Source organism: Desulfosporosinus metallidurans (assembly GCF_001936615.1).
GTDB lineage: Bacteria > Bacillota > Desulfitobacteriia > Desulfitobacteriales > Desulfitobacteriaceae > Desulfosporosinus > Desulfosporosinus metallidurans.
The window spans coordinates 227456-253985 of the sequence record NZ_MLBF01000002.1 but is presented as its reverse complement, the minus strand read 5'-3'; the positions used below and the strand labels follow the sequence as shown (position 1 = coordinate 253985).

The following is a 26530-nucleotide window of genomic DNA, read 5'->3' as shown; positions in this document are numbered from 1 at the left end:
ATTGACAAGTGTCATGGACTACATCTATAATGAAACCGAACAGATGTTTTGCTAGAACGCTAATATGCGTTTGCACAAGATGAGGAGGATATGGGATGGCCGAGACGAATAAGTTAAAAGCTCTTGATATTGCACTTGCTCAGATTGAAAAACAGTTTGGCAAAGGCTCAATTATGAAACTTGGTGAATCCTCTGCAGGAATGGTGATTGACGTCATCCCGACAGGTTCTTTGGCGATAGACCTTGCCTTAGGGGTTGGCGGGGTACCACGTGGGCGGATTATTGAAATTTTCGGTCCAGAGTCTTCTGGTAAAACAACCGTTGCGCTGCATATTATTGCAGAAGCCCAAAAGTTGGGCGGGGCGGCAGCTTTTATCGATGCCGAGCATGCTCTAGATCCCGTATATGCCAAGGCCTTAGGGGTCAATATCGATGATTTGCTGGTCGCTCAGCCAGATACAGGTGAACAGGGGCTAGAAATCTGCGAGGCACTTGTGCGCAGTGCTGCTGTGGATGTTGTAGTGATCGACTCTGTGGCTGCTTTGGTACCTCGCGCAGAGATTGAAGGAGAAATGGGCGACAATCATGTTGGCTTGCATGCGCGTCTTATGTCTCAAGCCTTACGTAAGTTGACTGGTTCTATTAGCAAGAGCAACACTTGTGTTGTTTTTATTAATCAAATTCGTGAGAAAATTGGGGTTATGTTTGGGAGTCCAGAAACAACCACAGGTGGACGAGCGCTTAAGTTTTACGCTACGATTCGGATCGATATACGTCGGCAAGAAGCTTTGAAACAAGGGCAAGATATTGTCGGAAACAAAACTCGGGTCAAAATCGTCAAGAATAAAGTTGCTCCGCCATTCAAATTAGCGGATTTTGATATTATGTACGGAGAAGGGATTTCCCGTGAAGGAAGTATCGTAGATATCGGCACTGAAATGGAGATAATCGCAAAGTCGGGGGCCTGGTACTCTTATAATGGTGAAAGGTTAGGACAGGGCCGTGAAAATGTTAAAGAATACCTCAAGCAACATCCAGATATGGCTGATGTTCTTGAACAACTGATCCGCACGAACATGAATGACGCAGCAACAACTGAAGTTTCGGAGGACGGTTCGCTTGACGAACTCTAAATCGCCGAGAAGTGCTTGGGAAGTTGCTGTGGATTGTTTATCCCGCCGAGCTCTGACGCATTATGAATTAGAGACCCGGCTTGAGAAAAAGGGTTTTGAGAGTACGGACATTGATAGAGTGTTGACAAAGTTAGAAGAATTTGGTTACCTTAATGACCAAGAACTTGCGTTAACGTATTCAAAAAGTCGACTCAAACGTTATTCGCGGCGAAGAGTTCTTCATGATTTGCAAAATCGAGGGGTAGTACCCCAATTGATTGAGCAAGCGTTGGGGGAAACGTATTCAAGTGATGAGGAGTTTCAGCAATGCTTATCCTTTGCTAAACGATGGTGGGGACAAGAAGGTAAGCGCTGGGAACAGAGGAATACAGAAAAAACAAATAGGTCTGTTCCACGTGAATTATGGCTCCAACAGAAGGTTGCTCGGAGGCTCACTCAGAGAGGGTATCCCTCAGATATGGTACGATCCGTGCTCTATGAGATCCGAGCTGAATTATAGGCCGTGGCGGTAGGCCTAATGTATAGAATCGTCCCGTTTAGGACAAGCTTGACATTGTCTGCAAATGATATTAAAATCTTAGCAGAGACCTGTCTTTGTTAAGATTTAACCTTTTAAGGTTTTCTTATAGATTTCGTAGTAGTCAGTTGAAAATGGGGGTTTTGACTAACGAGAGGTGTAGGAAACGGGAGAAAACTCTCGTCTAAAAAGGTTATGCTTAATGAGACTGGTTTTGGAAACCAGTTTTTTTGATGTAAAAATAGAATTATTTTTTTAAACAAGGAGGTGTGAACGTATGCTTGAAATAGTTATTACCGGGTTAGTGGCCATTTTAGTAGGGTTAGGTCTGGGTGTCTTAGTAGGTTGGATTTTCCGTAAAAATACTGCTGAAAAAAGTATTGGATCCGCTGAAGAAGAGGCATTACGTATTGTTCAAAATGCCCATTCGGCAGCTGAAAGCAAAAAGAGAGAATCTGTCGTTGCTGCTAAAGAAGAAGTCATGCATATTCGCAATGAAGTGGAAAAGGAAACTCGAGAACGGCGTAACGAACTACAACGGCTTGAACGACGCTTGGTCCAAAAAGAGGAGAGCTTAGATCGCAAAATTGAGTCGCTCGAACGCAAAGAGGAAAACATTCACAATAAGGAAAGCGAATTAGAACAACAAAGAGAAGAATTAAACCAGCTCGTAGGTAAAGAACAAGCTGAATTAGAACGATTGTCTGGTATGACTTCGGAAGAGGCTAAGCAGCTCTTGCTGAAACGAGTTGAAGAAGAAGTCCGTTACGAGTCGGCGATCATGATCAAGGAGATTGAGACACGTGCGAAGGAAGAAGCGGAGAAACGGGCTAAAAATATTATTGCTTTAGCTATACAGCGCTGCGCTGCAGATCATGTGGCTGAAACAACGGTTTCCGTTGTAGCGTTACCTAGTGACGAAATGAAAGGCCGGATTATAGGCCGTGAGGGACGTAATATACGCACCCTGGAAACCCTAACTGGAATTGATCTTATTATTGATGATACTCCTGAAGCGGTGATTTTATCAGGTTTTGATCCTATCCGTCGAGAAGTTGCTCGCATTGCATTGGAAAAACTTATAGCTGACGGTCGTATTCACCCGGCACGAATTGAAGAAATGGTTGAAAAGTCTCAAAAGGAAGTTGACCAAAAGATTCGCGAAGAAGGAGAACAGGCCACGTTTGAGACAGGCGTGCATGGATTGCATCCTGAATTAATCCGTTTGCTCGGACGACTTAAGTTCCGTACAAGTTACGGGCAAAATGTCTTAAAGCACTCAACGGAAGTGTCTCATCTTGCAGGATTAATGGCTGCTGAGTTAGGTGTCGATATTCAACTTGCTAAGAGAGCAGGCCTGCTGCATGATATCGGCAAGGCCGTTGATCATGATATGGAAGGGACACACGTACAAATTGGGGTTGATCTTGCCAGAAAGTATAAGGAATCCAGCGACGTTGTTCATGCCATTGAGGCCCATCATAATGACGTTGAACCCAGAACAATTGTAGCGGTTCTTGTCGCTGCTGCGGACGCGGTTTCTGCAGCTCGTCCAGGAGCACGTCGGGAAACTCTCGAAACCTATATAAAACGTCTACAAAAGCTCGAAGAGATTGCAGAAAGTTTTGAAGGGGTAGAAAAGTGCTTTGCTATTCAGGCAGGGCGCGAAGTTCGCATTATTGTCAAACCTGACAAGATTGACGATGTACTCGCACCGCGCGTGGCGCGTGAAATTAGTAAACGGATTGAAGAAGAACTTGAATATCCGGGGCAAATCAAGGTTGTTGTGATCCGTGAGACTCGAGCGGTTGACTTCGCAAAATAGTCCTTGGAGTGAGATGTTTAATCAGGCGATCCTATGGGTCGCCTGATTTTTATATCCGATATGACTAACCGCCACTAAACTTTAGTTTCCATGCATGCGAGAAGTGGCGGTAAGTCCCTGCCAGATATGTCCAGCTCGTAAAAAAGGGGTTAGTGCAGGAGTTTCCTACCTCATGCCGAATAATTACCATGATAGGACAGCGCAAAAGAGAGGGCTGAAAACAAGGATGTTAAATAATTTGCAATCTAAAGATGGAGGACGTGTTCAAGACGGAGTTGGATTATTGACCTCAATTTTGCTGAGATATTCTGAAGTGGGGTCGGTTCATTATTGGCGTGAGCAACATGCTCTAAAGTTTACGTTTATGATCATGAGAAACCAAGATGTCTCTGCTCTTCAAGAACTTCTAAAGCCTGCCTTAGAATTTTTCCATAAACTTGAGGGGCGGATTATGCGAATTTTTGAGATTGCCGGCCGCTGTGAGGAAAATCTCTGTGTCATCACGCTGACTCGGGATGTCGATAGTATGACCCAGCGTGAAGTGGGGCTCATCGTCGAACTGCTGAAGCGGGAATATAAAAAGCAGTTGTTATTTGATGAAATGAATCTGCCCGAAGATGAACAAATTTTTCAAGAGGAAATGATAAGCCACTTGCTATCTTCAATCCAGTCCCAAGATATTGATAAAAATGTAGTTGCTTTGCGTGATGAAGGCCGAGTTTTAGTTTTTAAGAGCTAGTGAATCTAGATTTTTAAACGATTAATAGTTTTAAAATCTACGTAAAATGATAATGTTATTCAGAGATAGTGGTTTTGGGCGATTTGGAAGGGGGCACGTTCGTTGCGAGTACTTTTTATTGGGGATATTGTGGGTAAGCCGGGAAGGGAGGCTGTTAAACGATTTATTAAACCGCTTCAAGTTGAGTATAAGGTTGATGTAACCATTGCTAATGCCGAAAATGCTGCGGCTGGAAAAGGATTGACTAAAGAAATCGCCGAGGAGCTCTATAACCAGGGAATTCAATTTTTGACAATGGGTAATCATGTCTGGGATCAAAGAGAAATTATGAATTTTATCGATCGAGAGCCCAGACTTATTCGTCCTGCGAATTATCCAGTTGGTGCACCAGGACAGGGATATGGGTTCATAAGAACGATAGGAAAGAAAATTGGCGTCCTTAATCTTTCAGGCCGTATATTTTTGCCACCGTTAGAGGACCCATTCAGCGGAGCCATACGCTGGATCAATCAGATGAAACAAGAAACTCCTATTATCATTGTTGATTTTCACGCCGAGGCAACTTCTGAAAAGGTCGCGTTGGGCTGGTTTCTCGATGGTAAAGTTAGCGCTGTGGTTGGAACACATACTCATATTCAGACAGCTGATGCTCGTTTGCTTGAGCAGGGGACGGCTTATATTACCGATGTCGGCATGACTGGACCACGAGATTCTGTATTGGGAGTTAAAAAAGAAATTATTATAAATCGTTTTTTGACTCAGCTTCCTGCAAAGTTTGAGCTAGCAAATGGTCCAATACAGATTAATGCTGTGGTTCTGGAGATCGATGAAGAATCTGGAAAAACCCGTCAAATTGAATCAATTCAGCGGTTTGCTGAGACATAAAAACAGTCTGTTCACTCCAACAAGAAAATCTGAAAACTCTTTAAATAAAAGAGGATTTTATCCGTTTGCTCTCGAATACATATATTCAAAGTTGTGGTAATACTTGTCAATGAATTCGAGCAGGAGGATGTATCTATGGATGTTTTAAAAGTTTCAGCTAAATCAAGTCCTAACGCGGTTGCAGGGGCTCTCGCAGGGGTTCTTCGGGAGAACGGTGGCGCAGAGCTGCAAGCTATAGGAGCGGGTGCTCTTAATCAAGCTATAAAGGCCGTAGCAATTGCCCGTGGTTTTGTGGCTCCGAGCGGAGTCGACCTCATATGTATTCCCGCATTTACTGACGTTATCATTGAAGGAGAAGAAAGAACAGCGATTAAGTTAATCATTCAGCCGCGCTAAGTAGCGAGAAAGTCACCTGTATGCTTTAGTTTAGAGCAGACAGGTGACTTTACTATGTTTATCTTATAAGGGAGGTGCTTGTTGGGTATGGGAAATTCTTATATAGTGGATGGGCATTGTGATAGTTTGATCCATTTTGTAAATGGAGAAAGAACGTTGGAGGACCCTTCTGAAGGAGGACATTGGGATACACAAAGAGCTAGGCTTGCAGGGGTGGCTCTTCAGTTTATGGCCGCATTTATTGAGACGAAGTATAAGCCAGCTATGTCAACTTGGCGCGGTCTACAACTTATTGAAGGAGCCCATCGATTCATAGAGGGCCATCCTGAACAGGTTTTCCTTGTTCGGGATAAGTTTGACCTAATGCAAATTCCAGATCCAACTCGAATTGGTATTTTGTTAAGCGTAGAGGGCGGGGAAATTTTGGGCGAAGACCTCTTCATGCTCGAACTTATCTTCCAATTGGGTGTGAGGGCCTTAGGTCTAACTTGGAATCAACGAAATGCCTTGGCTGATGGTGTTGGCGAAACCGATTCGCAATGCAAGTTAACAAATTTTGGGCAGAAAGTCGTTTTACGAATGAATCAATTGGGCATGCTAATAGATGTTTCTCATCTTAACGAAGCGGGGTTTTGGCATGTTTTAGAACTGTCGAAGGCTCCTGTTACAGCTTCCCACTCCTGCGCTAAGGCACTTTGTGCCCATTCGCGTAATCTTACAGACCAACAACTCTGTGCTTTGGCAAAACACAAAGGCGTAGTTGGAGTAAACTTTTATCCTCGGTTTTTGAAAGAGAACGATAAGGCATCGCGAGATGATGTGATACGCCATATTTACCATATTTCGGAGGTGGCAGGGGTAGAAACGGTCGGGTTAGGTTCTGACTTTGATGGAATCAGTGAAACGCCAGAAGGACTTGAGCACGTTGGTGACTATTACCATTTACTTGAGGATTTGACTAGGATAGGATTTAGCACGTTGGAAATCGAGCAGATTACTGGACGAAATTTTATACGTTTATTGTCGAATGTGTTAAAATAGAAAGGAAGTATTGCAGAAAAGAGGTTAAAAGCGTGAATTCAACATTTGCCCTATACGAGGCAGATTTGCATTGTCATACTACGGCATCTGACGGATTGCTAACACCGACAGAACTTGTTCGTACTGCAGCGGAGTTGGGCATAAAAGGCATAGGTATCACTGACCATGATACGATACAGGGATGGAAAGAAGCAGAGGAAGCCGGAGCAAATTATCAAATACAGATTCTTAGAGGGATCGAGCTGAACACGGATTGGCAAGGGAAAGAGGTTCACATTCTTGGATACGAGGTGGATGGTTCTTCACGCTACTTAAATGATAAGCTTGGGCGTTTGCGCAAAGCCCGTGAGCAACGCATGCTGGAAATCTTGGACCGCTTAAAAATGCAGGGTGTAGATCTAAGCATTAGCGAAGTGCAACAGTTTGCACAAGGAGAATCCATAGGGCGCCCACATATCGCTCAGGCACTCGTCGAACGGGGATATGTAATTAGTATTCGGGAAGGTTTTGATCGATACATCGGGATGGGAGCACCGGCTTATGTTCCGCGCTATAAATTGACCCCGGAAGAAGGGATTGAATTAGTAAGAGCAGCACATGGGGTTGCGGTACTCGCCCATCCCGGTGTGCAACGCCTAGAAGACGGTATTCCATCTTGGGTCGAAGTGGGTCTCCAAGGTATTGAGGTTTTACATTCTGAACACAATTCAGACGATGAAAGGACCTTCCGCGCCCTTGCGAAAGAGTTTGACTTACTCACAACGGGAGGATCAGACTTTCATGGTGAAGCACGTAAGCCTGGTGTGAAGCTCGGTCATTGGGGAGTCTCTCTCGAGGTGATTCAGCAAATTCTTGACTTGGTGCAGCACAATCATGTGGACAATAGCTTAATAGGTGAGAAATGAGTCTCTTTTTTGACCAAGGGTTAAAAAGCGATCTCCCGGCATAGAATAAGAGTATACATGGAGCCGGGGGGGCGTAAGAGTTGGATCCTATGGACGAATTACAATTACTAAGGGCGCGTGTCGGGGAACTGGAGCAGCGTGTGGAACATTTGAGAGTAAGCCGCCGTGTGCTCATGAACTTGTTAGAAAAGGTTGAACGAGAAAAGGTCGCCTTAGTTCATCGCCTGGAAAAAGAAAACGTGCGCTTGCAACGAGACAACACACGATTTGCTAAATGGATTTTCTCCAAAAATAGGGAAATCGTGGAACTACAAGAAAAAATGGAATCATCGGTACAAAAGGCATGAGTCTACATTAGTGGAACTCATGCCTTCTTACGTCATTGGGCAAGATTATTTTGAAATTAATTTGTATTATTAATTCGCATTATCCGCTTGTGCTAAAATTCGGCCTAGGTCCGTTTGGGGAGAATGATGTTCGCGGATTAAAAGACATACTTCAGAATTTAAACCTGCCCTTTTGGCTAAACTTTCACCCCAAAGGGCGTGTTGAGTTGCCAATTTTAGGGGAGAGGCGAAAACAGTGTGGCTTTGTTCAAGGCAAGACCAGAGGCTCTGAGGCATAGCCTGCATGAGAACGATATAGACCCGTTGCCAGAGGGAGATGGGGACCATGGATTTCCCACAATCATGGAGGAGTGCAGCGGTGATGAGGGTTTGGAAATCGGAAAAAGATATTGGATTCCTAGCTTGAATGATGTTTTGTGCCACATCTATAGCATGGCGTTGTTCTGGCCATGATTGTTTGAGAAAGAGGTCCGCGGCCTCAGGGGTTAAGTGATTTAAAGCCCATTTGATGTCCGAAGCATTAACCTTGGGAAAAATGGCATTAATGAATTGACGCACACGGTAGAACATTTCTCTATTCCTCCTTTCCTTATCATAATGAACAGATATTAATTTGACAAGCATTATGGAATGTTTTTGAGGGAACGGGGAAATATATGGGTTGAAAGGTGGAATGTGCATGATCCGTGACAAGGATGGCGATAATCAAGCTTATTTCAATTTTGCCCCATGGAGCATGGATTCGAGTCTCAAAGAGAAAACAGCTGAAGTCGGCGTTAACTATGATGCCTTTATTGAAGGGCTTCGCATTAATCGCAGTGACATGGAAATCGCCACGGAGTTTGGCGTTCCAGAAGGTACGATACGTAATTTGCGCGAGCATTTTGAGTCTGAGATTGGGTTAAACTGTATTATGGGACATTAAGAGGTTTTGAGGGGCATTTACACTTGATTCAGGTGTTATGCCCCCTTTTTTATACTTCCCTCTTCAACTATATCTTTACCGTTTACTTTATTAATACCCTCAAAATAAATAATATCCTATAGAGAAAATTATTTCTGTCCTTATCTTAGAATATCTGATATACTAATTAGAAAACTATTGCGAAGGGAGCTAATCATGTCCAATCGAATTATTTCTGAAGCACTCACATTTGACGATGTTCTTATCGTTCCAGCCAAATCTGAGGTTCTACCTCGAGATGTCGATGTTAGCACGTATTTAACAAAAAAGATTAAACTCAATATTCCGCTCATGAGCGCCGGGATGGATACTGTCACAGATTCCCGAATGGCGATTTCGGTTGCTAGAGAAGGCGGAATAGGGATTATTCATAAAAATATGAGCATAGAACAGCAAGCTTTAGAGGTCGATAAGGTTAAGCGGTCTGAACATGGCGTGATCACGGATCCTATTTTTTTACATCCAGATAATAGCATTAATGAAGCACTAAAGCTCATGGAACGCTACCGAATTTCGGGAGTTCCCATCACTGTCGAAGGAAAACTGGTCGGTATCTTGACAAACAGGGATCTGCGCTTTGAGAAGGACTATGATCGCAAGATTTCAGAGGTTATGACCCAAACAAATTTGGTTACAGCCGCGGTTGGTACAACCCTTGAACATGCTCAAGAAATATTAGGGCAACACAAGATTGAAAAGCTACCCCTTGTTGATTCAGAAGGAATACTTAAGGGATTAATTACGATTAAGGATATTGAAAAAGCACGCCAGTATCCGAATTCTGCCAAAGATGAAAGTGGTCGTTTACGAGTTGGTGCTGCTATTGGGGTTACTGCAGACACGTTGGAGCGTGCCGAGGCATTAGTCAATGCTCGCGTTGATGTCCTTGTTCTGGATACTGCGCACGGACACTCCAAAGGAGTTATTGAAATGGTGAGAACTTTAAAGGATCGTTTTCCGGAAACCCAACTAATTGCGGGCAACGTGGCAACGGCGGAAGCAACTCATGATCTGATCGAAGCGGGCGCTGACGCAATTAAAGTCGGGATTGGGCCGGGATCTATTTGCACGACTCGTGTAGTGGCGGGTATCGGAGTTCCTCAAATTACTGCTGTCATGGATTGCGCAGAAGAAGCAGAGAAATATGGCATTCCGATCATTGCAGATGGAGGAATTAAATTCTCCGGTGATATTGTAAAAGCCTTGGCAGCCGGCGCGCGAATCGTCATGATTGGAAGTCTCTTTGCAGGGACAGAAGAGAGTCCCGGTGATATGGAAATTTATCAGGGACGAAGTTTCAAAGTATATAGGGGAATGGGATCAATCGGCGCTATGAAACAAGGAAGTCGTGATCGTTATTTTCAAGAAAAAAATCAGAAACTTGTTCCTGAAGGCATCGAAGGCCGCGTTCCGTTCAAAGGACCAGTTTCGGAAACCATCTATCAAATGATTGGGGGTCTCCGCGCTGGAATGGGGTATTGCGGAGCACCAGACATTGAGGCGCTCCGAACACTAACACGCTTCATTCGTATAACAGCTGCGGGGCTTCGTGAAAGCCATCCACACGATATCACGATTACCAAAGAAGCGCCAAACTACAGCTAAAAAATTAGGTTGGGGAGAGAGTCTGACTCTCTCCCTGTTTTGATTGGAGGCACGCATGAACTCTGTTTTTTGGCGCTATCAGATCTTGTTGACCTTGCTTTTCATTTTTTGGGGCGTTTTTTTGTTCCGGGTGGGTTACTTAATCAATTGACTCTGAATTTTGCATTATTCTATCCACTTGGTTTTTTGGTGGGGTATCGTCCTAGGCTTGAGAATCGACGTACTGCATATGTTGCTGCTTTTTTGTTTAATTGTTCATCGTATTTGATAGCTGTTATTTCAGGTGTTTCCATTGACAATTGGACTATCGTCATTTTAGACTTTGTAAGTCTCATTTTATTCCTTGAGGCTGGAAGGATTATTGGAAAACGTGCTCAATCAAAGGAGTGATCATCATGAGAATCGTTATTGCGCCAGACTCTTTTAAGGGTTGCCTAAAGGCCTTAGACGTGGCGCAGGCGATGCGTAGGGGAGTTCAACAGGTTTACCTAGACAGTGTGATTGATATGATCCCGATGGCAGACGGTGGAGAAGGTACTGTGGACGCGATACTTTGCGCCGTCAAGGGAGAAAAGATTGAGGTCAATGTAACAGATCCCCTTGGTCGCCCGATAAGGGCAGCTTATGGCTTTATTAACGATGGTGCGACCGCAGTTATTGAGATGGCTGCAGCTTCTGGGTTAACTCTCTTGCGTCATGAAGAACGGAATCCTCTAATTGCGTCGACGCAGGGAACTGGGTTACTCATTAAAGATGCATTGGATCGTGGAGTGAAGAAAATTCTTCTAGGTATAGGCGGAAGTGCAACAAATGACGGGGGCGCTGGACTCGCAACAGCATTGGGGGTTAAATTATTGGATGCACAGGGTAAAGAGTTGCCCCTAGGAGGGGCAGCACTAGCCAATCTCGTCAATATTGACATGTCTGGAATAGATCCTCGCCTTTCTGACGTGAAGATTGAGGTAGCCTGTGATGTTCAGAATCCTCTGTGTGGGCCAGAGGGTGCAAGTGCAGTTTATGGTCCGCAAAAGGGTGCTAATCTTGAGGATGTCCAGGTATTGGATGCAGCCTTGCAGAACTTTGGGGAACGCTTAAGTGAATTCGCGGGTACGAACTTACTGGAGTTAGCAGGTGGGGGTGCAGCAGGAGGACTTGGTGCCGGAGTCGTCGGTTTTTTTGGCGCAAAATTACGACCGGGGTCACAGATGGTTTTAGAAGGGGCAAATGCGGCTGAAAGAATTAAGCACGCTGATTTGGTGCTTACAGGTGAAGGAAGGACAGACTCCCAGACGGCTTACGGTAAAGTTCCAGTTGGCGTTGCGGCCTTAGCGAAGAGTTATCATGTTCCCGTACTTGTTATCTCAGGATCTGTAGAGGGACCAGCGGGTCTTCTTGTTGACCACGGGATCGCAAGTTGTTTCAGCGTTTCTGAAGGGCCGACAACCTTAGAGGAGGCATACACCAAAGCAGAAGAACAATTGGAGCGGGCAGTTTCGAGGATCCTGACGGTATGGAAGCTGGGGGCGGAGTTCGCTCGTAAGAAATAGAGCGGGTGAGATAACCTAACTTCGCTAGATAGAATAGTGGTAGTAAAATTCCCCTCAAAAAAAGAAGGATAAATATGGAATCTGTAGAATAATTAGGAGAGGTTAATTCTTCGGCTAACATCTTACAAAGGGGGAGTTATGGTGACGGATTTGTCTCGCCGAGAGCGCAAGAAGAAAGAGACACGCGAAAAGATTTTCTCGAATGCAATGCAACTTTTCCGTCTACAAGGATTTAATGCCACTTCAGTCGAACAAATTACCCAGCATGCGGATGTGGGAAAAGGAACCTTCTATAACTATTTTTCTACGAAAGAAGCGATTATTCTAGAATTTTCCCGGCTTACATGGCAAGAGCTTGTCAGCAAGGGACGCCAAAAACCCAGTCTGAGTACGCGTCAGAGGTTAGAGATACTTCTCATGGATTGGGCAGAATTTATGATGAAGGACAGAGAAATTGCCTGGGTCACCATACGGAATCGCGAAGGGTCAGATTATGATATGAGTTTACATTATGCTCTTCTGGCGATTTTAACTGTTGGGCAACAAAACAGCGAAATTAGCCGCGAATTTGATCCCGCCTTTTTGGCTGAAAGCTTGGAAGGAATGATGATACAGCATTTCATACGCTGGTTTGTTTCAGGTGTGGGGGATTTGCAGGAAGAGGTGAATGATGCACTGGCAATTTTATTGGATGGGCTCTCAGAAAAGCAGCAGGCATAACTAGAGTGGTCGCTGCATTTGAATTTTTTGCTCCATGTGATATAGTAAAAACTATCTTATAACTTGGAGGAGCGATAAAAAGTGACAGTTCTACAAGCGTTGATCTTAGGCATCGTACAAGGGTTAGGAGAATTTTTACCTATTTCTAGCTCAGCACACCTTGTACTAATCCCCTGGCTTTTTGGATGGAACGATCCAGGTTTAACATTTGATGTTGCGCTTCACATGGGTACTCTTTTAGCGGTGGTCCTGTATTTCTGGAAAGATTGGGTGAGATTAGTTAAAGCCGCCTTGCGGCGTCGTGCATCAGACGATAAGCGGATTTTTTGGTACTTAGTCGTGGCGACTATTCCAGGCGGATTGTTCGGATTAGCGTTGGAAAAAAAGGCGGAGACCGTGTTTCGTTCTCCACTGCTCATCGGAATTATGATGATCGTCATGGGGATCTTGCTTTATTTAGCAGACAAAAAACGTCAACTTCGAAAAATGGATACGATGACTATGGCAGACGCGATTTGGATTGGTCTTTCACAAGCATTGGCGATCATTCCTGGGGTATCTCGTTCTGGCAGTACAATGACAACTGCTCGTTTTTTGGATCTGACTAGGGAAGATGCGGCCCGTTTTTCTTTTCTCATGTCTACGCCAATTATTTTGGGAGCAGGAGTGCTAAAACTTCGGCATTTGACGATGGCTTCCATAAATTTACCCTTTTCTGTCGGTGTTATCTCATCCTTCGTCGTTGGTATCTTAAGTATATCCTTTTTACTACGATATTTAAGAACAAGTAACTTTGGACTATTTGTAGGATACCGTTTTGTTATTGGTATTATTGTTATTGGTTTCGTATTAGCAGGACATTAGGAGGTCTCGTCTTATTCATATCCCTTCGTTGTTGCCCATAGAGTAACAACGGAGGGATTTTTAATGCAAAAAAGAAGCACGCCGAGAAGTTTAGGGCTGTGGATGGGACAGATGCCAGTTGGTCCCTATAATGATATTACGGATGTGCCAGGAGTCCGGGTAGGAAATATATCCTTGATTAAGGGTGTTGGACCGTTAGTTCCCTCAGGAGGGGGGCCAGTTCGGACGGGAGTGACTGCGATCTTACCTTGCTCGGATAATCTCTATCGTCACCCCTGTCGTGCAGGAATAGAAGTTATTAATGGGTATGGGAAGTCTCTTGGTGTTCCCTTTATTCAAGAGATGGGGATCCTTAATTGCCCGATTTTACTAACGAATACACTCAGTGTTAACGATGTTGCCCACGGTGTTATCACGTATTTACTACAGCAAAATCCTGAGATTGGGAAGGATGTTCGGACACCGAATGTTGTGGTCATGGAATGTGATGATTCGTATTTAAATGACATTCGGGGGCGCCATGTTAAGCCGTGGGATGCTCTGCTTGCTCTTCAACGTGCGACAAAAGGGCCTATTGAGCAAGGTAATATTGGAGCAGGGGTCGGAATGTCCTGTTTTCAAATGAAAGGGGGAATTGGGAGTTCTTCACGTCTTGTTCATCAGAGTGGTAGTAACTATGTTGTAGGGATGCTTGTCTTGGCAAATTTTGGTCTCTTGCGTGACTTTCTCTTATCGGGTGTTCCTGTTGGGCAGTCTCTTTCGATCCGGGGAGTGGGATGCATCCCTGGTTCCCTGATTCTTGTGGGGATTACGGATGCCCCCTTATCACGTTGGCAACTAAAACAGCTTGCGCGTCGAGCTAGTTTGGGGATGGCTCGTACAGGCTCAATTTCCATGGCAGGAAGTGGTGATTTCTGCTTGATGGTTAGTACCTATTCAAGCGAGAGTAATGATTATTTATCGGACTGGGAATTGGATGACTTCTTTAGAGCTGCGGTTGAAGCAAGTGCCGAAAGCATTTGGAACGCCCTGTTTCTAGCACAAACCATGGAAGGGCGAGATGGAAATACTCGCTACGCTCTGCCTATTGAAGAAACCCTAAAAATTGTTCGTAGTTGGCATGGAGGTCTAGGGCCAAGGTAAGGTTTTGAGTTTCCTATAAATTTGTCATGATCTTCGCCTTTAGCGCGTAAACATGCTTATGGAGAAAAGCTAAGGGAGGTTCACTGTGAGTATTACCTGGAACACGATCTGGGAAGCTCATCCTGACGTATTTATTGCTCAGAACTGGCTTGAATGCCCAGAGGATAAAAAGAAAGCAAATCGACTCCCGGCACACTATAATTATTTCATGGGCGGAGAGACGACCTTGCGTGTTGGCATCATCGCCTGCTCTTCCATTTTGCGCGAAGAGGAATTTCTTTTAGCTGGAGTACTATGGGGGAATCGGCTAAGTAATGGTGCTAAGACAGTCATCTATTTTGTAGCCCCCAATTTTTCATTAGCATTTTTAAATGCTGTCGGTAAAATAGGAGGAACCATCTCTGCTAGGGCAATTTATTGGCGTGAAAAACTAACGCCGAGTTTATACCTCATTCCTCACGAGCAACATTGCAGCCAGGTACGCTATGCTCTGGGGGAAGAGCGTCCGGATTTGAAACGATGGGGACAAGGCTTAAATCCAGTTGCTCGGCAACAACTTATGATCGTGAATGCGTTTTTCGCTCAATTAGTTAGTCGACAGGTCCGCATGGTAATAAAACCTCAACAGATTGCTTTTCTATGGGGAAATTTTGAAATTGCCGAAGTGCGGCGCAAAGGGAAGAAGTTTGAATTGAACAGCAAAGCAAAGTGGCTTAAGACGAATGAACAAATGTTAAAGTGGCAAAAACAGGGCTGGGTGGATGCATCCGGGTCACTTAATATGGATTTTTGTTCGGTCATCTTGAGCATTTTAGACTACCTTGAATCCTTGAAGCAAGAAGGAAAACTTCGCTCTCAAGATCTCTTAGCTTTATGGCTTCATCGGGGAGACGGAGTATTAAAATCGCTCTGGGGGAGTTCTTGGCCTTGGCCGTGGCTTCCTAAAGAACGGGGTGAAAATTCTGTTATTGAACTGGAAGAATGGTATTTCTTTCAAGGCAATGGACAGTTGAGTGTCGTATGCCCCGTTTTCGAAAAGCCTCTCATGAAAGCTTCGCGAAGTATTATGTTAGCAAGTGTGTTGGAACGAAGTTCACTTCTAGTTAATGCTAAAAATGAACAAGGGAATCCGTTAGTATGGGATGGGCGAGTACATTGGCTGACAACACTCGGCCTAGAAGAGGAACTTCGACGCTGGTACTGCTGGATAAACGATGTGGATAAGTTTCCGATCTGGACTTTACCAGAAAATTGGCAGGACAAAGGTATTTATGAGCTAAACTGTCGAAGTACGTTATTGAACCATTCACTTTAGGCAGAAAGGCTATTCGTAAAACTCGACAGAGAGGGTAAATCAATCATCGCTTCAGTTCCACAAGGTGGTAATGCCTCGGAGAAGTGAAGCTTGCCATGGTGGGCGAGGATGATTTGTTGGGCAATGGTTAATCCCAGTCCAGTGCCTTCTTCCTGAGTGGTGAAGAATGGATCAAGAACACGATGACGAAGGTTTTCCGGAATACCAGGGCCGTTATCAATAACGCTTATTCTGACGTTTGCCTGGTCTTCTTTCAAACGAATAATAATTTTCCCTTCGTTCGGTGAGGCTTCTATAGCGTTATTGAGAAGTGAGAGAAGCGCCTGGGAAAGTTGTTCAGGGTCGCCCATGACATAGATCTCATGAGCGGAGAGTTCAAGCCCTAGGGTGACGCCCTGCATAAGACGAATGGGTTGAATCGTGTGCACAAGGGCATGAATGGTTTCTGTCAGGTTAATGGGTTGCATCTGAGGAGCGGAAGGACTTGTCATGAGGACGAATTTATTGAGCAGTTGAACAATCGTCTGGATTTCGTCAAGCATTAATTGCTGGTAAGGGCGGAAGGACTCAGGCCATTGTTCGGGAGTAATTAGTTGCATAAACCCTTTGATGGTCGTGAGGGGGTTGCGAATTTCATGGGCTAAACCTGCAGAGACTTGGCTTAAAGCGGAAAGTTTAGCAGTTTGCAAATACGCTTCCGAGCGTTGTTTTTCTTTGCTGATATCAAAGAGCATCACTAGTGTCCCAGATGGAATGTGGGAATCCAATAAAGTTCGAGTTACAAAACGAAGATGTTTTTCTCCCGATTCCTGAGTTCTCAAGGTGAATTCGCCGTTCTCGGGTGTGTCAGCCGTCTGGAAATCAAGTAGAATCCCTAAAACATCGGATATAGGTTGACCAATCAAGGATGTTTCAGGTAAGGATAAGAGGAGGGACGATGGATGATTTGCTTCGATGATAAATCCTCTATTGTCTAATAAAATAATTGCTTGGCGAGTATAGTCTACAGTTTGGATTATGGGAGGATCCTGTCGAAGCAAGACACGCATTGCTTTTAGATGATGTTGATGAAGTAGTCTTTCTTGGACCTGATTTTTTTCATAAAAAAATATCATTCCAAACATTAATAACAGAAAGAAGATATGAAGTATTAGTAACGGAGCTGAGACAAATCTCGGATAAGCTAGTGATGAGCTCAAGAGCAGAGCGGTGGATAAAATCCAGACTTTGCCCCCGGTACTTACCCAAAGGTCGAACCATAATATGACGCTGATGTATGGGAAAAATACGAGAATGATGCGAAAAAAACTGGGAAGTGTCAAAATATTAATAACGGCAATGTCTATAATAAGAAGGATAGACAAAAAAATAAAGACACTTTGTCGATGTAGAGTGCGTAAGTTTAAGAAAATCACACAATAACTCTCCTTCCAGTAATACAATGTTCAACATTGATTAGTGTATCATAAAAGGGCGCAGAAAATTGTAAGATAAAGGAGATGCTACAAAAGGAAGAATAGACTTATAATTTGATTATAAATGCCCATTTGGGTGAGCTTAATTAAGAAAAAGCAAGAATTAATAATTCGACAAATACAGCAAAAAGAAATTATGTTTAAAAAGAGATGCAACAATATAAGATATATTGTATAATTATACAATATAACAAAACGACAGAAGGAGAGCAAGAAATGAAATTGCGTAAGGCCCGAATAGCGGATGTTGAAGAGATGATGATATTAATAAATAGTAATGCAGAACAAGGACTTATGCTTGGCCGATCAAGAAATATGCTTTATGAAAATATTCGCGAGTTCCTGCTGGCTGAAGTAGATGGACAATTGGTGGGGGTTGCATCCCTCCACATCCTTTGGAGTGACTTAGCGGAAATACGCGCATTAGCAGTTTCCAGTGACTATAAACGGAGAGGGATTGGAACACAGATCGTCAAAGGACTCGAACAAGAAGCGAGGGAACTGGGCTGTACAAAGCTTTTTGCTCTGACTTATCAGCCAGAGTTTTTCAAACATTGTGGTTATGAAGAGGTTAGTAAGGATGAAATGCCTCAAAAGGTTTGGACAGAGTGTATTAACTGTATCAAGTTCCCAAATTGTGACGAAATTGCAGTCAGTCGTATTCTTTAAATGAAGTTATTGTTTCAAATGGAGATAACATGTCTTTTAAAACTGATAAGAAGCCAAGATGCCGAACCTTCTGGTTCGGCGTCATGACTTATATGGAACAATTTCCCTCCATCTAACATAAATCATACTATAGCACACGCTAAATATGAGGACGGAGAAAGTTCTATGGATCTTAAAAAAGATGTCCAAGAGGGCCTTGATAAAGCACGGAATTTCGTGTCTGAGGGCGTGGAGCAGATCCTCTCGGGAAACCCGGACGAAACTTACGGTGTATCTTCAAGCCCTGGGGCAACGGCGCTTGCAGCTCTTGCACTGCTCGCTGTTGGGAGAGGATTTGAGACTGCTCAGCAGCGAGGTATACAGTGGTTGAGGCAGCAACATCACGGTGGCTGGGGTAAGTTTCCCGGTGATAAACCGGATGAAGAAATAACGAAGATCGTTGGGACGGTTCTTCAGGGGAGTCAAGGTGGGTGGAAGGCTAGGATTAGGCTTTTATCTCAGGTACGCCAATTTTCTCATGTGATCTTATCGTTGGGGCAAAAAGTGGTTCCCGGACTGGAGGGACCTACGCCCGAAGAAATTTTGTTCCCTACTATTCTCGAAGACAGGGTTTTAGCCAAGTTACCGCCCTATGGACGACCAGTCGTTGTTGCGGCGTCCCTTCTTGCCTCAAACTCTCAAGATGGGATTCAGAAAGGCATTAAGTACCTTCTGGAAACACAAATGACTGACGGTTCTTGGGCAGAAGACATCGTCTCCACGAGTTTATCGATTCTTGCATTAATGAGTAAGAGTAGCGGTTATACAGAACAAACCCAAAAAGCCGGGCGTTGGTTGCTTCAGAAACAGTATTCAAGTGGAGGGTGGCCAGCTTTCGACCAACTCAAAATATGGACCATCGGATGGGCCGTTTGTGTCTTCGGCGAAACAACTCAGAGACCCTCAGATATCCCTTGGCTAAATCAAGCAGTAGATTGGTTAAAGAAGGGACAGAATGCGGATGGGAGTTATGGAAGTACCCCTCCGTACACTCACCCAGACTTGGACGATACGGCTGTTGCTCTGATCGGTTTGCATCAAGCGCTAGGTGAGGAGAATAAGTTAGGAGTTAATCTCCTAAAGCAGTTGCAAAATACTGACGGAAGCTGGGGAACATTTCCTGGTTTTCAAGGGCTACCCCCCAATGTCGCTTCAGAGTTTCCAGTCTATATTCCGAGTGTTGATGTTAGTATTCATGTTTTAGAGGCTTTATGGCGGCGTTCTCGAGCTCAAGATGAACGAATCTGGCGAGGGCTCAATTGGATTTTGGCTCAGCAAGACGAACATGGTGCCTTTCCGGCATCTTGGTTTGAAGGTTCGGTTTATAGCACAGCGCAGGCCTTAGAATTACTCAGCAAATGGAAGTTTAGTTGGGAAAAGTGGAACACCGCTCGACACATCCTCGTAGCACGGAAAAAAGGGCAGGGATATCTAATTAATGCTCAAAACAGTGATGGGGGATGGGGTTCAGTTGTTGAAACTGGCTTGGCTCTGGCCGGGTTATGGCGATATACTAGAGTTGTTCCAAGGGAAGTTTTGGATCAAGGAGTCAGGAACCTCCTCAGTGTTCAAAACAGCAATGGTTCCTTTGAACCTTCTTTTAAGGGGGTTTATGCAAAGGGATGGAATTATGAAGAACCGTTGACGACGGCACTGACAGCTATTCGTGCTTTACAGAGGTATCAACGTTTGTATAAAGTATCTTATTTTAGATAGCTCTAATACAAATCCCCCCAATCACTTACTTAGAACGATCTAGAACGTAAGATGATTAGGGGGGCATCTATATAGCGTGTTTTTTAGAACGTAGAAAATAGTGTGGGGTAGTTTTGCGAGGCCTCCCTGCACGTTGTTTAAGAATAGTATGGAGGAAATTCCATTGCAAGTCGAGATAGGCGTTGGTCATCTCGTTTTCACTCAAACCTTTGGAGAGAAGATATTCACGAGAGGACGTTTCAAAATCACGAATAAATCCCAGAACCTCTTCACCATGAGTAGACAGCATTTTTCACCCTCCATTCGAGAATTTGAGTTTGGATTAGTTCTATTATGCGATAATGTACTGGCATTATCCTTATTATAAAGAACAATCCATGAAAAACCTGTTGGAATAGGGAAATGAAGCTAAGACTAAAAGGGAAAAGAATGCTGAACTAATATGATTTTTTGCAGTTTTTTGCAGAACCAATAGGTGGCTGCGGGCAGTAGTGCCACAGTGAGAGGTCAAAAAGTAGTCGGTTTCCAGCTCGGCAATGCCGTTTGGCTTTCGGCAAATCTTCAAGAATAACATAGCAGTCTGCAAGAGTATGATGAATACTGGCCGTATAACTCAGAGTAAGAAGTTTTTGGGTAACTAAATGGGCTCCATTATGAGGAAATCCGTTTTGTTTAGCGAGATGTAAACTTCGTTCGAACATTCTTACGGCTTCAGGGGTTTTTCCAATTTGTTTGAGAACATGACCTTGCATTGAAAGTAGAAGTGGGTCAACGAAAGAATGGGGATTATCGCGTAAAACATAGAGAGCCCGTTTCGCCTTGCCTTCTTTAAGAAGGATATCTCCGAGTGTCATGCAAAGCAAAGGATCATGACTAGATAAAAATTTTTCCAGAAGGGAAATAGCTTGAGTAGGTTTATGAAAGTAATAATAAAGTTGGCTTGCAAAGCGAGCAATCGACAAGGGACTGGTGTCCTGGGAAATAGCACGTGCCATTCGTCTTGCAGTTGTTTTTTGTCCTGGAGGAATAAAGTTCTTCTTTTTGAGCATGGCGATATAGGATAAGCCCAGACCGCTTCCGAGAACAAATAGACCACTTTTCCAGTCAAAACGCCAAAGTGTGATTGCACAGGCTATTATGGTAAACGTCGCCAAGAACATGAAATAGTAAATTTTTTGCACATAAAGTAGTTCTAGATCGTATTGAACGCGTTGCATTCTATCCCCCCGTTTATCTTACTAGAGAAAGAGGACAATTAGAACATCTTAAACGGGGAGCACATTATGAATAATTGGTCAATAGAAAAGAGGTCACGTAAACTTATGTACGTAACCCCTGACAACCTATCATTAAGATGGTGGAGGTAAGCGGGATCGAACCGCTGGCCTCTAAAATGCGAATCTAGCGCTCTCCCAGCTGAGCTATACCCCCAACAATTATTAATTATAATCCAATGAACTAAAATTGCAAGCCTTTTTGCTATCCATTAAAGATTTAAAATCATTTATAATGATTAAACGTATTTTCGGGGATTTCCGCGTCCGGAAATCCCCTTATGCGCAAGGCCTAGTCAAGATACTACCGACTAGACTTTACTTATTTATACATTAACGCAAACTTTGTCGAAAATCAATGTGTAATTTATAGGAGATCAATTATTCTCATGGAAATTATAATCATCTCCGGAGGGAATCGTCATCCGTAGATTCTCCAAAGCGTTCCCGTAAGAAAATATCGCAGTATCCATTATCCCATCGTTGGCACATATCGCAACTTGTGATCGTAGCTCCCATAAGGTCATTAGAGCGCTCAACAGGATAACTTGATTTAAAATAGGAACATTCTCCTCCAATAGCCCTTAGTTCATCTGGTGCATCGTTTTCTGGCATATCATCTTCCTCCCTTATAATTCTTCAAATTAAAGATTCCCCCAAAACGATGGAAACCATACAGCCTAAAGGTAACAAAATATTTAAAATTTTGGTATTAAAGATATTGTAATTTCCTGAAATCTATCTTAATATTAAACTTGTTGTATGGTATGATGGTCTGACCATCAGAATGTAAGCACTAGTAACGATACTTTTAGGTTAGGTCAATAATATATCTGGAATCGGCAGGGGAGGAAAGCAATATGGGAATTGAGAAAATCACTGAATTGTATGAGGGGTTCAAGGCTAAACTAGAAGCGGTTTCTGGAGAATGTTATCGTACTAAGACTGCAGAAGAAGCAGGAGAACTTGTATGTAAAGTGCTCCAAGGAAAAGGGGTTCAAACTGTGGCCCTCTTGAATTCGTCGATCTCACAAGAAGGAAACTTTACACAACAATTGGGTGGAGCTGGAATAGCTGTAACTACGGATCATTTTCGCGAAATAACGCCAGATGCACATGCGGGAATTACGCAAGTAAACTATGCTATTGCTGAACTTGGAACTCTTGTTCAAGCCGATGCAGATGCTAATGTTGATCAGCGTCTGTGTTCGACCCTTGTGCCTATACACGTCGCACTTGTTTCAACCAATAAGCTCATACCGACATTGATGGAAGCTATGGCAACCCTTCATCGACTTCCTCAAATTCCTGGATTTGTTGGATTTATCACAGGTCCTAGTAGAACTTCGGATATTGAACGTGTTTTGACGATTGGGGTTCACGGTCCGAAACAACTGGTGGTCGTCTTTGTTGATGAACTGGTAGAGGAGGTAGCGTAATGGCTGACAAACAATTTAAACATAAAATTGATGAAGCGCTTGGAAACAATGTGCTTCGAGGGGCTCTGGGACGTTTTGGAGATGCATATACCTTGGCACGTGCAAAAGCGTATGATGGTTATGACTTCAATTCGATTCGTGAAAATATCGCAGAAGTCAAGTCTTATGCGGCAAGCCATTTGGATGATATGCTCGATCAATTCGAAAAACAAGCATCCGCCAGAGGGGCTAAGGTTTATCGTGCGACCACCGGTGAGGACGCGAAAACGTATATTCTGGAGCTAGCCAAGAGACTAGGTGTAAAGCGAATTGTGAAGTCGAAATCTATGGCCTCAGAGGAGATTTTGCTCAATAAAACGTTACTTGCCGAAGGCATGGATGTACAGGAAACAGACTTAGGAGAATGGATTGTACAGCTTGCTGGGCAACATCCTTCTCACATGGTTTTGCCAGCAATCCATATGACGAAAGAAGAAGTTGCAGATACATTTACTAACCACTTGAACCGCTTGAACGAACCTGAAATCTCGGAACTCGTTAAAACGGCTAGGGTTGAACTTCGCAAAAAGTTTTTAGAGGCAGATATGGGAATTTCTGGAGCCAATATGGCTATCGCCGAGACAGGTACTTTGATTATGTTGACCAACGAAGGAAACGCCCGTCTAACATCAACCTTACCTCCTGTTCACGTTTACGTAGTAGGTATAGAGAAACTGGTACCAAAATTCGAGGATGCCACACACATCCTCCAGGCACTTCCGAGAAGTGCAACAGGTCAACAGATTACTAGTTATGTAAGTATGGTAACGGGTGCCACGCCTGCCTACCTCCCCGATGGCACGGTTCAGGATAAGGAATTTCACATCATCCTCATGGACAATGGTCGACGAAAAATGTACAGTGACGAAAAATTCAAGAAGACGTTTCAGTGCATTCGGTGTGCTTCTTGTCTAAATGTCTGTCCCGCTTTCCAACTCGTAGGCGGACATGTCTATGGACATATTTATACAGGCGGGATTGGAACCATCTTAACTAATTTCTTGAACTCAGAGAAAGATGCCAAAAATCCGCAAAATCTTTGTCTTCAATGTGGGAAGTGTTCCGAAGTATGCCCCGGAAAGTTGGATATTCCGCAGATGATTTTGGAAATACGAAACCGTATGGGAGAAAAAGATGGGCTTCCCTTTACTCAAAAATTTGCCTTGGATGTGGTCTCTAACCGACGATTGTTCCATTCGATGTTACGCATTGCATCCGTCGCTCAAAAGCCGTTTACAAAAGGGCAGCCGGTTATCCGTCATTTACCTATGTTTCTATCTGGTCTTACGGAAAAGAAGAGTTTACCCGCGGTTGCTAAGGTTCCTTTCCGAGATGTGTTTAAAACCATAAAGCAAGATGTTAAGAAACGGAAAGGAACGATCGCACTCTATGCAGGCTGCCTGCTTGACTTTGTCTATCCAAAGATCGCTGAAGGGGTTATTATCGCACTAAATGAAAAAGGATTCGAAGTCGTATTTCCTGAGGGACAATCTTGTTGTGGTGCTCCGGCAACGTACATGGGTGACCGCAAAAATGCGCGCAAGTGTGCGATTATGAATATTGAAGCCTTAGAGGCTGAAAAGGTTGATTATGTAGTCTCCGCTTGTCCAACCTGTACACATGCACTGATAGAAAGTTATAAAGAGCTCCTCCAAGATGATCCGGCATTAGCAGCTCGTGCTGAAGAACTGAGTCGTAAGTCTAGAGACTTCTCCAAATTATTATTTGATTTAGGTGGATTACCTCCTGGAGGAGACGGAGCTCCACTGAAAATTACGTATCATGATTCCTGTCACCTGAAACGGTCAATGGGAGTTTATGCTGAACCCCGAAAAATTTTAACGGATACATCGGGGGTAGAACTCATTGAGATGAAGGAATCAGATCGTTGCTGTGGCTTCGCTGGCTCATACTCTATAAAATTTCCTGAGATGTCGGGCCCCATCTTGGACCGTAAACTCAAGAATATTGAAGAAACGGGTGCAGATGTTGTTGTAGTAGATTGCCCGGGATGTTTAATGCAAATCTCAGGCGGCCTAGATAAGCAAAATCCAAAAATCAAAGTTATACACACGGCTGAACTTCTTTTGGAGAAACGAAAAAAGAAACAAAATAAGTATAAGAAGTAATTAATTCAACGATATTCGTGGAAAAGTTACATTTTACTACCAAGGATTTTCCAGTAGCTAGATAGAAGTAAGTCAAAAGAGCAGACACCTTTTTTCTGGAATGAAGTAAGGCAAATGTGTTGCCTCGAAAGCGAGCGAAATCGCGTTGAAGGAATGAAGGTGAAGTTGCCTTCCCCAATGTGCCTGCAGAACATGAGGGAAGGTAAGGCTCAGGCTTGCGCCTCTGTAAAAAGCAGAGTGGGCCGTTGCATAATCTGAGCTTAGGGAGCCTCATGGGATCATTCTCCCAGGGGGCTCTTTTTTTACGCAAATCAAGTTGTGGTCATAATAAAAAGGAACAATCTCAACAAACAGGAGGAATTTGTGTATAGACCGAGAATATTATAACATATAAAGAAAACTTGGCTGGCGCCAAGCGCTGGCCATGGATGGCCAAGTGTCCCTGTAGCCAAGGATGGCGAAAAGGGACCCTCTGGCGAAGGCGGCTGCCTACTTGCACTTATACTTTCTGATAGTAGAACAAAACAGTGGATAGGTTCAGAGTTTGAGACCTCAATAGGAGGACACGAACGTGATACAAGCTATTTTATTTGATGTCGGTGCATTGACAAAGGTTGATACGGCAGATTTCATGCGGAATTACCTTGGAATCTTAGCCCCTCGCTTTGCACATCTTCTTTCACCTGATAAATTTTCTAAGCACCTGCTAAAAGCCCTAGAGACTACCAAAAATCATCCAAAGCAGGGGCAAACCAATATGCAAACGTTCTACGATGATTTTAGCAAGGCCACAGGTCAGTCATTCCAAACCCTACGACCTATTTTCGAGGAGTTTTACGAATCCGATTTCCCCGCTTTGCGCTGCCTAGTTCAGGCTATTCCTATAGGAGTAAAAGTGGTCGAAAACGCTATTCAACAGGGATTTTTAACCGCAGTTGCATCGGATCCGTTGATGCCTTTGGGCGCCATGCAGGAACAGGTTCGCTGGGCTGGACTTACCCCAGATCATTTTAAGGTCATTCCTGCTTTGGATAACTTTCATTATTGTAAACCCCATCTCGGGTTCTTCCGAGAAGTTGCTGAAAGCCTTGGAGTAAAAACGGAAAGCTGTTTGTTAGTCAGTGAGCAGTCTGAAAATGTCATCTGTCGAGAATTGGGAATGAAGACATTTCTGGTGGGAATCACTGAATCTGAGACGCTAACAGATTATGCAGGCCAGCTTGAAGATCTCTTTCGATTAATTAGTCAAGGTACTTTATAATTTTCTGAAAGGAAGTATAAGCGTGGGAGTACTGGGCCAATTCGCACTCAATGAAATGGCAGGGACCCCAAACCCACCGTTTCCATCAGTGCGTATGGCTGAGTTATTCTATGAGTATCTCGGCCGTTATAACGAGTGGAAAACGGCTAAACTTCAAGAAACGTTTTGGATGCTGATTGCTTTGTGCTTAGGGTTATTCAGTTTATTTATTCCTTTGTTCTTGCCAAGAATCTGGATGACTATGAGTTTGGCAGTGCTCGGTCTATTCTATTTTGTGATGCGTCATTATTTAGAAGTAAGCGAGCGAGTAAATCATTTACACGTTAATGTACATATATTGCATCACCATTTAATCGGCAAACTCGAAGTGGGTTTTTGCGATCATGTCGAACCTTGCCAATGTGTAGAAAATTTTCGCAGCTATGTTCTCAGACATTATAGTATTTCATTGGATAAGGGGTCCTTATTATGATTAATAGAGGGTGTTCAGGATGGAACGGAAGTATTTGCTAAACAATAGGATAAATGCTAAAATAAATACTA

28 protein-coding genes and 1 tRNA gene are annotated in these 26530 nt (G+C 43.7%); 23 read left to right on the top strand and 6 right to left on the bottom strand.

All coding sequences use genetic code 11. From position 1 onward, the window contains the following. The first annotated feature begins 95 nt into the window (after positions 1-95). The 9 genes from recA to DSOL_RS02565 all read left to right on the top strand — a co-directional run bounded on the left by recA (position 96) and on the right by DSOL_RS02565 (position 7788). Complete coding sequence (recA, locus tag DSOL_RS02605) at positions 96-1133, top strand: recombinase RecA (protein WP_075363313.1); 1038 nt, start codon at positions 96-98, stop codon at positions 1131-1133. Then, positions 1120-1632 (top strand): regulatory protein RecX, encoded by a 513-nt coding sequence (locus DSOL_RS02600; RefSeq protein WP_235838671.1) that lies wholly within the window; start codon positions 1120-1122, stop codon positions 1630-1632. Before recA ends, DSOL_RS02600 begins: the two co-directional genes overlap by 14 nt. Before the next feature lie 295 nt (positions 1633-1927). Continuing rightward, positions 1928-3475 (top strand): ribonuclease Y, encoded by a 1548-nt coding sequence (gene rny, locus DSOL_RS02595; protein WP_075363311.1) that lies wholly within the window; start codon positions 1928-1930, stop codon positions 3473-3475. A 172-nt stretch (positions 3476-3647) separates the two neighbouring features. Then, entirely contained in the window at positions 3648-4214 is a 567-nt protein-coding gene (locus tag DSOL_RS02590) for a hypothetical protein (protein WP_235838670.1), read from the top strand. Between the two features lie 102 nt (positions 4215-4316). After that, positions 4317-5099 (top strand): TIGR00282 family metallophosphoesterase, encoded by a 783-nt coding sequence (locus tag DSOL_RS02585; protein ID WP_075363310.1) that lies wholly within the window; start codon positions 4317-4319, stop codon positions 5097-5099. 135 nt (positions 5100-5234) lie between these two features. Then, positions 5235-5495 carry a stage V sporulation protein S gene (locus tag DSOL_RS02580; protein WP_075363309.1) on the top strand — a complete coding sequence of 87 codons (261 nt, stop codon included), beginning with the start codon at positions 5235-5237 and terminating at the stop codon, positions 5493-5495. Positions 5496-5582: 87 nt separating this feature from the next. Further along, a complete protein-coding gene (locus DSOL_RS02575; RefSeq protein WP_075363352.1) occupies positions 5583-6536 on the top strand; it encodes a dipeptidase in 954 nt (317 codons plus the stop codon). 32 nt (positions 6537-6568) lie between these two features. Then, positions 6569-7441: a PHP domain-containing protein gene (locus DSOL_RS02570; protein WP_075363308.1), complete on the top strand. Its 873-nt coding sequence runs from the start codon at positions 6569-6571 to the stop codon at positions 7439-7441. A gap of 89 nt (positions 7442-7530) precedes the next feature. Next, positions 7531-7788 carry a translation initiation factor 2 gene (locus DSOL_RS02565; RefSeq protein WP_075363351.1) on the top strand — a complete coding sequence of 86 codons (258 nt, stop codon included), beginning with the start codon at positions 7531-7533 and terminating at the stop codon, positions 7786-7788. 69 nt (positions 7789-7857) lie between these two features. Here DSOL_RS02565 and DSOL_RS02560 read toward each other — a convergent pair whose 3' ends face one another. Next, positions 7858-8358, bottom strand: coding sequence for an HD domain-containing protein (locus DSOL_RS02560; RefSeq protein WP_075363307.1), 501 nt, complete (start codon positions 8356-8358; stop codon positions 7858-7860). Positions 8359-8467: 109 nt separating this feature from the next. Here DSOL_RS02560 and DSOL_RS02555 point away from each other — a divergent pair, with 109 nt between their 5' ends. The 8 genes from DSOL_RS02555 (at position 8468) to DSOL_RS02520 (ending at position 15946) form a co-directional block, all read left to right on the top strand. Then, the gene (locus tag DSOL_RS02555; RefSeq protein ID WP_075363306.1) at positions 8468-8713 is read left to right on the top strand and encodes a hypothetical protein; all 246 of its coding nucleotides are present in this window, start codon (positions 8468-8470) and stop codon (positions 8711-8713) included. A gap of 195 nt (positions 8714-8908) precedes the next feature. After that, positions 8909-10357: an IMP dehydrogenase gene (gene guaB, locus DSOL_RS02550; RefSeq protein ID WP_075363305.1), complete on the top strand. Its 1449-nt coding sequence runs from the start codon at positions 8909-8911 to the stop codon at positions 10355-10357. A 69-nt stretch (positions 10358-10426) separates the two neighbouring features. After that, positions 10427-10747, top strand: a complete 321-nt coding sequence (locus tag DSOL_RS02545) for a hypothetical protein (protein WP_235838669.1) — start codon at positions 10427-10429, stop codon at positions 10745-10747. A 5-nt stretch (positions 10748-10752) separates the two neighbouring features. Continuing rightward, a complete protein-coding gene (locus DSOL_RS02540; RefSeq protein WP_075363304.1) occupies positions 10753-11904 on the top strand; it encodes a glycerate kinase in 1152 nt (383 codons plus the stop codon). 141 nt (positions 11905-12045) lie between these two features. Beyond that, positions 12046-12624 carry a TetR/AcrR family transcriptional regulator gene (locus tag DSOL_RS02535; protein ID WP_075363303.1) on the top strand — a complete coding sequence of 193 codons (579 nt, stop codon included), beginning with the start codon at positions 12046-12048 and terminating at the stop codon, positions 12622-12624. Positions 12625-12705: 81 nt separating this feature from the next. Continuing rightward, the gene (gene uppP, locus DSOL_RS02530; protein WP_075363302.1) at positions 12706-13488 is read left to right on the top strand and encodes an undecaprenyl-diphosphatase UppP; all 783 of its coding nucleotides are present in this window, start codon (positions 12706-12708) and stop codon (positions 13486-13488) included. Positions 13489-13551: 63 nt separating this feature from the next. Further along, positions 13552-14631 carry a DmpA family aminopeptidase gene (locus DSOL_RS02525; RefSeq protein WP_075363301.1) on the top strand — a complete coding sequence of 360 codons (1080 nt, stop codon included), beginning with the start codon at positions 13552-13554 and terminating at the stop codon, positions 14629-14631. Between the two features lie 85 nt (positions 14632-14716). Next, a complete protein-coding gene (locus DSOL_RS02520; RefSeq protein ID WP_083642283.1) occupies positions 14717-15946 on the top strand; it encodes a hypothetical protein in 1230 nt (409 codons plus the stop codon). Here the strand turns inward: DSOL_RS02520 and DSOL_RS02515 are convergent. Next, positions 15943-17361 carry a two-component system sensor histidine kinase NtrB gene (locus DSOL_RS02515; protein ID WP_075363300.1) on the bottom strand — a complete coding sequence of 473 codons (1419 nt, stop codon included), beginning with the start codon at positions 17359-17361 and terminating at the stop codon, positions 15943-15945. The genes DSOL_RS02520 and DSOL_RS02515 overlap by 4 nt on opposite strands. A gap of 276 nt (positions 17362-17637) precedes the next feature. Between DSOL_RS02515 and DSOL_RS02510 the strand changes: the two genes are divergently transcribed. Both DSOL_RS02510 and DSOL_RS02505 read left to right on the top strand, forming a co-directional pair. Then, positions 17638-18090: an N-acetyltransferase gene (locus tag DSOL_RS02510; RefSeq protein WP_075363299.1), complete on the top strand. Its 453-nt coding sequence runs from the start codon at positions 17638-17640 to the stop codon at positions 18088-18090. Between the two features lie 165 nt (positions 18091-18255). Further along, positions 18256-19845, top strand: coding sequence for a prenyltransferase/squalene oxidase repeat-containing protein (locus DSOL_RS02505; protein ID WP_075363298.1), 1590 nt, complete (start codon positions 18256-18258; stop codon positions 19843-19845). Between the two features lie 67 nt (positions 19846-19912). Here the strand turns inward: DSOL_RS02505 and DSOL_RS02500 are convergent, their stop codons facing one another. The 4 genes from DSOL_RS02500 to DSOL_RS02485 form a co-directional block, all read right to left on the bottom strand. After that, the gene (locus tag DSOL_RS02500; protein WP_075363297.1) at positions 19913-20134 is read right to left on the bottom strand and encodes a hypothetical protein; all 222 of its coding nucleotides are present in this window, start codon (positions 20132-20134) and stop codon (positions 19913-19915) included. 148 nt (positions 20135-20282) lie between these two features. Beyond that, positions 20283-21062 carry a tetratricopeptide repeat protein gene (locus tag DSOL_RS02495; protein ID WP_075363296.1) on the bottom strand — a complete coding sequence of 260 codons (780 nt, stop codon included), beginning with the start codon at positions 21060-21062 and terminating at the stop codon, positions 20283-20285. Positions 21063-21200: 138 nt separating this feature from the next. Further along, a tRNA-Ala gene (locus tag DSOL_RS02490) sits at positions 21201-21276 on the bottom strand. A 245-nt stretch (positions 21277-21521) separates the two neighbouring features. After that, on the bottom strand, positions 21522-21734 hold the full coding sequence (locus tag DSOL_RS02485; protein ID WP_075363295.1) for a hypothetical protein: 213 nt from the start codon (positions 21732-21734) through the stop codon (positions 21522-21524). A 245-nt stretch (positions 21735-21979) separates the two neighbouring features. On the opposite strand from DSOL_RS02485, the gene DSOL_RS02480 reads away from it, so the two are divergent. From DSOL_RS02480 to DSOL_RS02465, 4 genes are all read left to right on the top strand, one after another. Beyond that, a complete protein-coding gene (locus tag DSOL_RS02480; RefSeq protein ID WP_075363294.1) occupies positions 21980-22558 on the top strand; it encodes a LutC/YkgG family protein in 579 nt (192 codons plus the stop codon). Next, positions 22558-24726, top strand: coding sequence for an L-lactate dehydrogenase (quinone) large subunit LdhH (ldhH, locus tag DSOL_RS02475; protein ID WP_075363293.1), 2169 nt, complete (start codon positions 22558-22560; stop codon positions 24724-24726). Before DSOL_RS02480 ends, ldhH begins: the two co-directional genes overlap by 1 nt. Before the next feature lie 571 nt (positions 24727-25297). Further along, on the top strand, positions 25298-25987 hold the full coding sequence (locus tag DSOL_RS02470; protein ID WP_075363292.1) for an HAD family hydrolase: 690 nt from the start codon (positions 25298-25300) through the stop codon (positions 25985-25987). A 22-nt stretch (positions 25988-26009) separates the two neighbouring features. After that, positions 26010-26459, top strand: coding sequence for a hypothetical protein (locus DSOL_RS02465; RefSeq protein WP_075363291.1), 450 nt, complete (start codon positions 26010-26012; stop codon positions 26457-26459). The last annotated feature ends 71 nt before the right edge of the window (positions 26460-26530 follow it).

What these genes read in the sequence shown, in the direction of transcription:
- DSOL_RS02555 (WP_075363306.1), top strand. Translation starts at nt 8,468, where the DNA reads ATGATCCGTGACAAGGATGGCGATAATCAAGCTTATTTCAATTTTGCC.
- DSOL_RS02525 (WP_075363301.1), top strand. Translation starts at nt 13,552, where the DNA reads ATGCAAAAAAGAAGCACGCCGAGAAGTTTAGGGCTGTGGATGGGACAG.
- DSOL_RS02505 (WP_075363298.1), top strand. Translation starts at nt 18,256, where the DNA reads ATGGATCTTAAAAAAGATGTCCAAGAGGGCCTTGATAAAGCACGGAAT.
- guaB (WP_075363305.1), top strand. Translation starts at nt 8,909, where the DNA reads ATGTCCAATCGAATTATTTCTGAAGCACTCACATTTGACGATGTTCTT.
- rny (WP_075363311.1), top strand. Translation starts at nt 1,928, where the DNA reads ATGCTTGAAATAGTTATTACCGGGTTAGTGGCCATTTTAGTAGGGTTA.
- DSOL_RS02565 (WP_075363351.1), top strand. Translation starts at nt 7,531, where the DNA reads ATGGACGAATTACAATTACTAAGGGCGCGTGTCGGGGAACTGGAGCAG.
- ldhH (WP_075363293.1), top strand. Translation starts at nt 22,558, where the DNA reads ATGGCTGACAAACAATTTAAACATAAAATTGATGAAGCGCTTGGAAAC.
- DSOL_RS02580 (WP_075363309.1), top strand. Translation starts at nt 5,235, where the DNA reads ATGGATGTTTTAAAAGTTTCAGCTAAATCAAGTCCTAACGCGGTTGCA.
- DSOL_RS02540 (WP_075363304.1), top strand. Translation starts at nt 10,753, where the DNA reads ATGAGAATCGTTATTGCGCCAGACTCTTTTAAGGGTTGCCTAAAGGCC.
- DSOL_RS02485 (WP_075363295.1), bottom strand. Translation starts at nt 21,734, where the DNA reads ATGCCAGAAAACGATGCACCAGATGAACTAAGGGCTATTGGAGGAGAA.
- DSOL_RS02560 (WP_075363307.1), bottom strand. Translation starts at nt 8,358, where the DNA reads ATGTTCTACCGTGTGCGTCAATTCATTAATGCCATTTTTCCCAAGGTT.
- DSOL_RS02575 (WP_075363352.1), top strand. Translation starts at nt 5,583, where the DNA reads ATGGGAAATTCTTATATAGTGGATGGGCATTGTGATAGTTTGATCCAT.
- DSOL_RS02590 (WP_235838670.1), top strand. Translation starts at nt 3,648, where the DNA reads ATGCCGAATAATTACCATGATAGGACAGCGCAAAAGAGAGGGCTGAAA.
- DSOL_RS02510 (WP_075363299.1), top strand. Translation starts at nt 17,638, where the DNA reads ATGAAATTGCGTAAGGCCCGAATAGCGGATGTTGAAGAGATGATGATA.
- recA (WP_075363313.1), top strand. Translation starts at nt 96, where the DNA reads ATGGCCGAGACGAATAAGTTAAAAGCTCTTGATATTGCACTTGCTCAG.
- DSOL_RS02500 (WP_075363297.1), bottom strand. Translation starts at nt 20,134, where the DNA reads ATGCTGTCTACTCATGGTGAAGAGGTTCTGGGATTTATTCGTGATTTT.
- DSOL_RS02495 (WP_075363296.1), bottom strand. Translation starts at nt 21,062, where the DNA reads ATGCAACGCGTTCAATACGATCTAGAACTACTTTATGTGCAAAAAATT.
- DSOL_RS02480 (WP_075363294.1), top strand. Translation starts at nt 21,980, where the DNA reads ATGGGAATTGAGAAAATCACTGAATTGTATGAGGGGTTCAAGGCTAAA.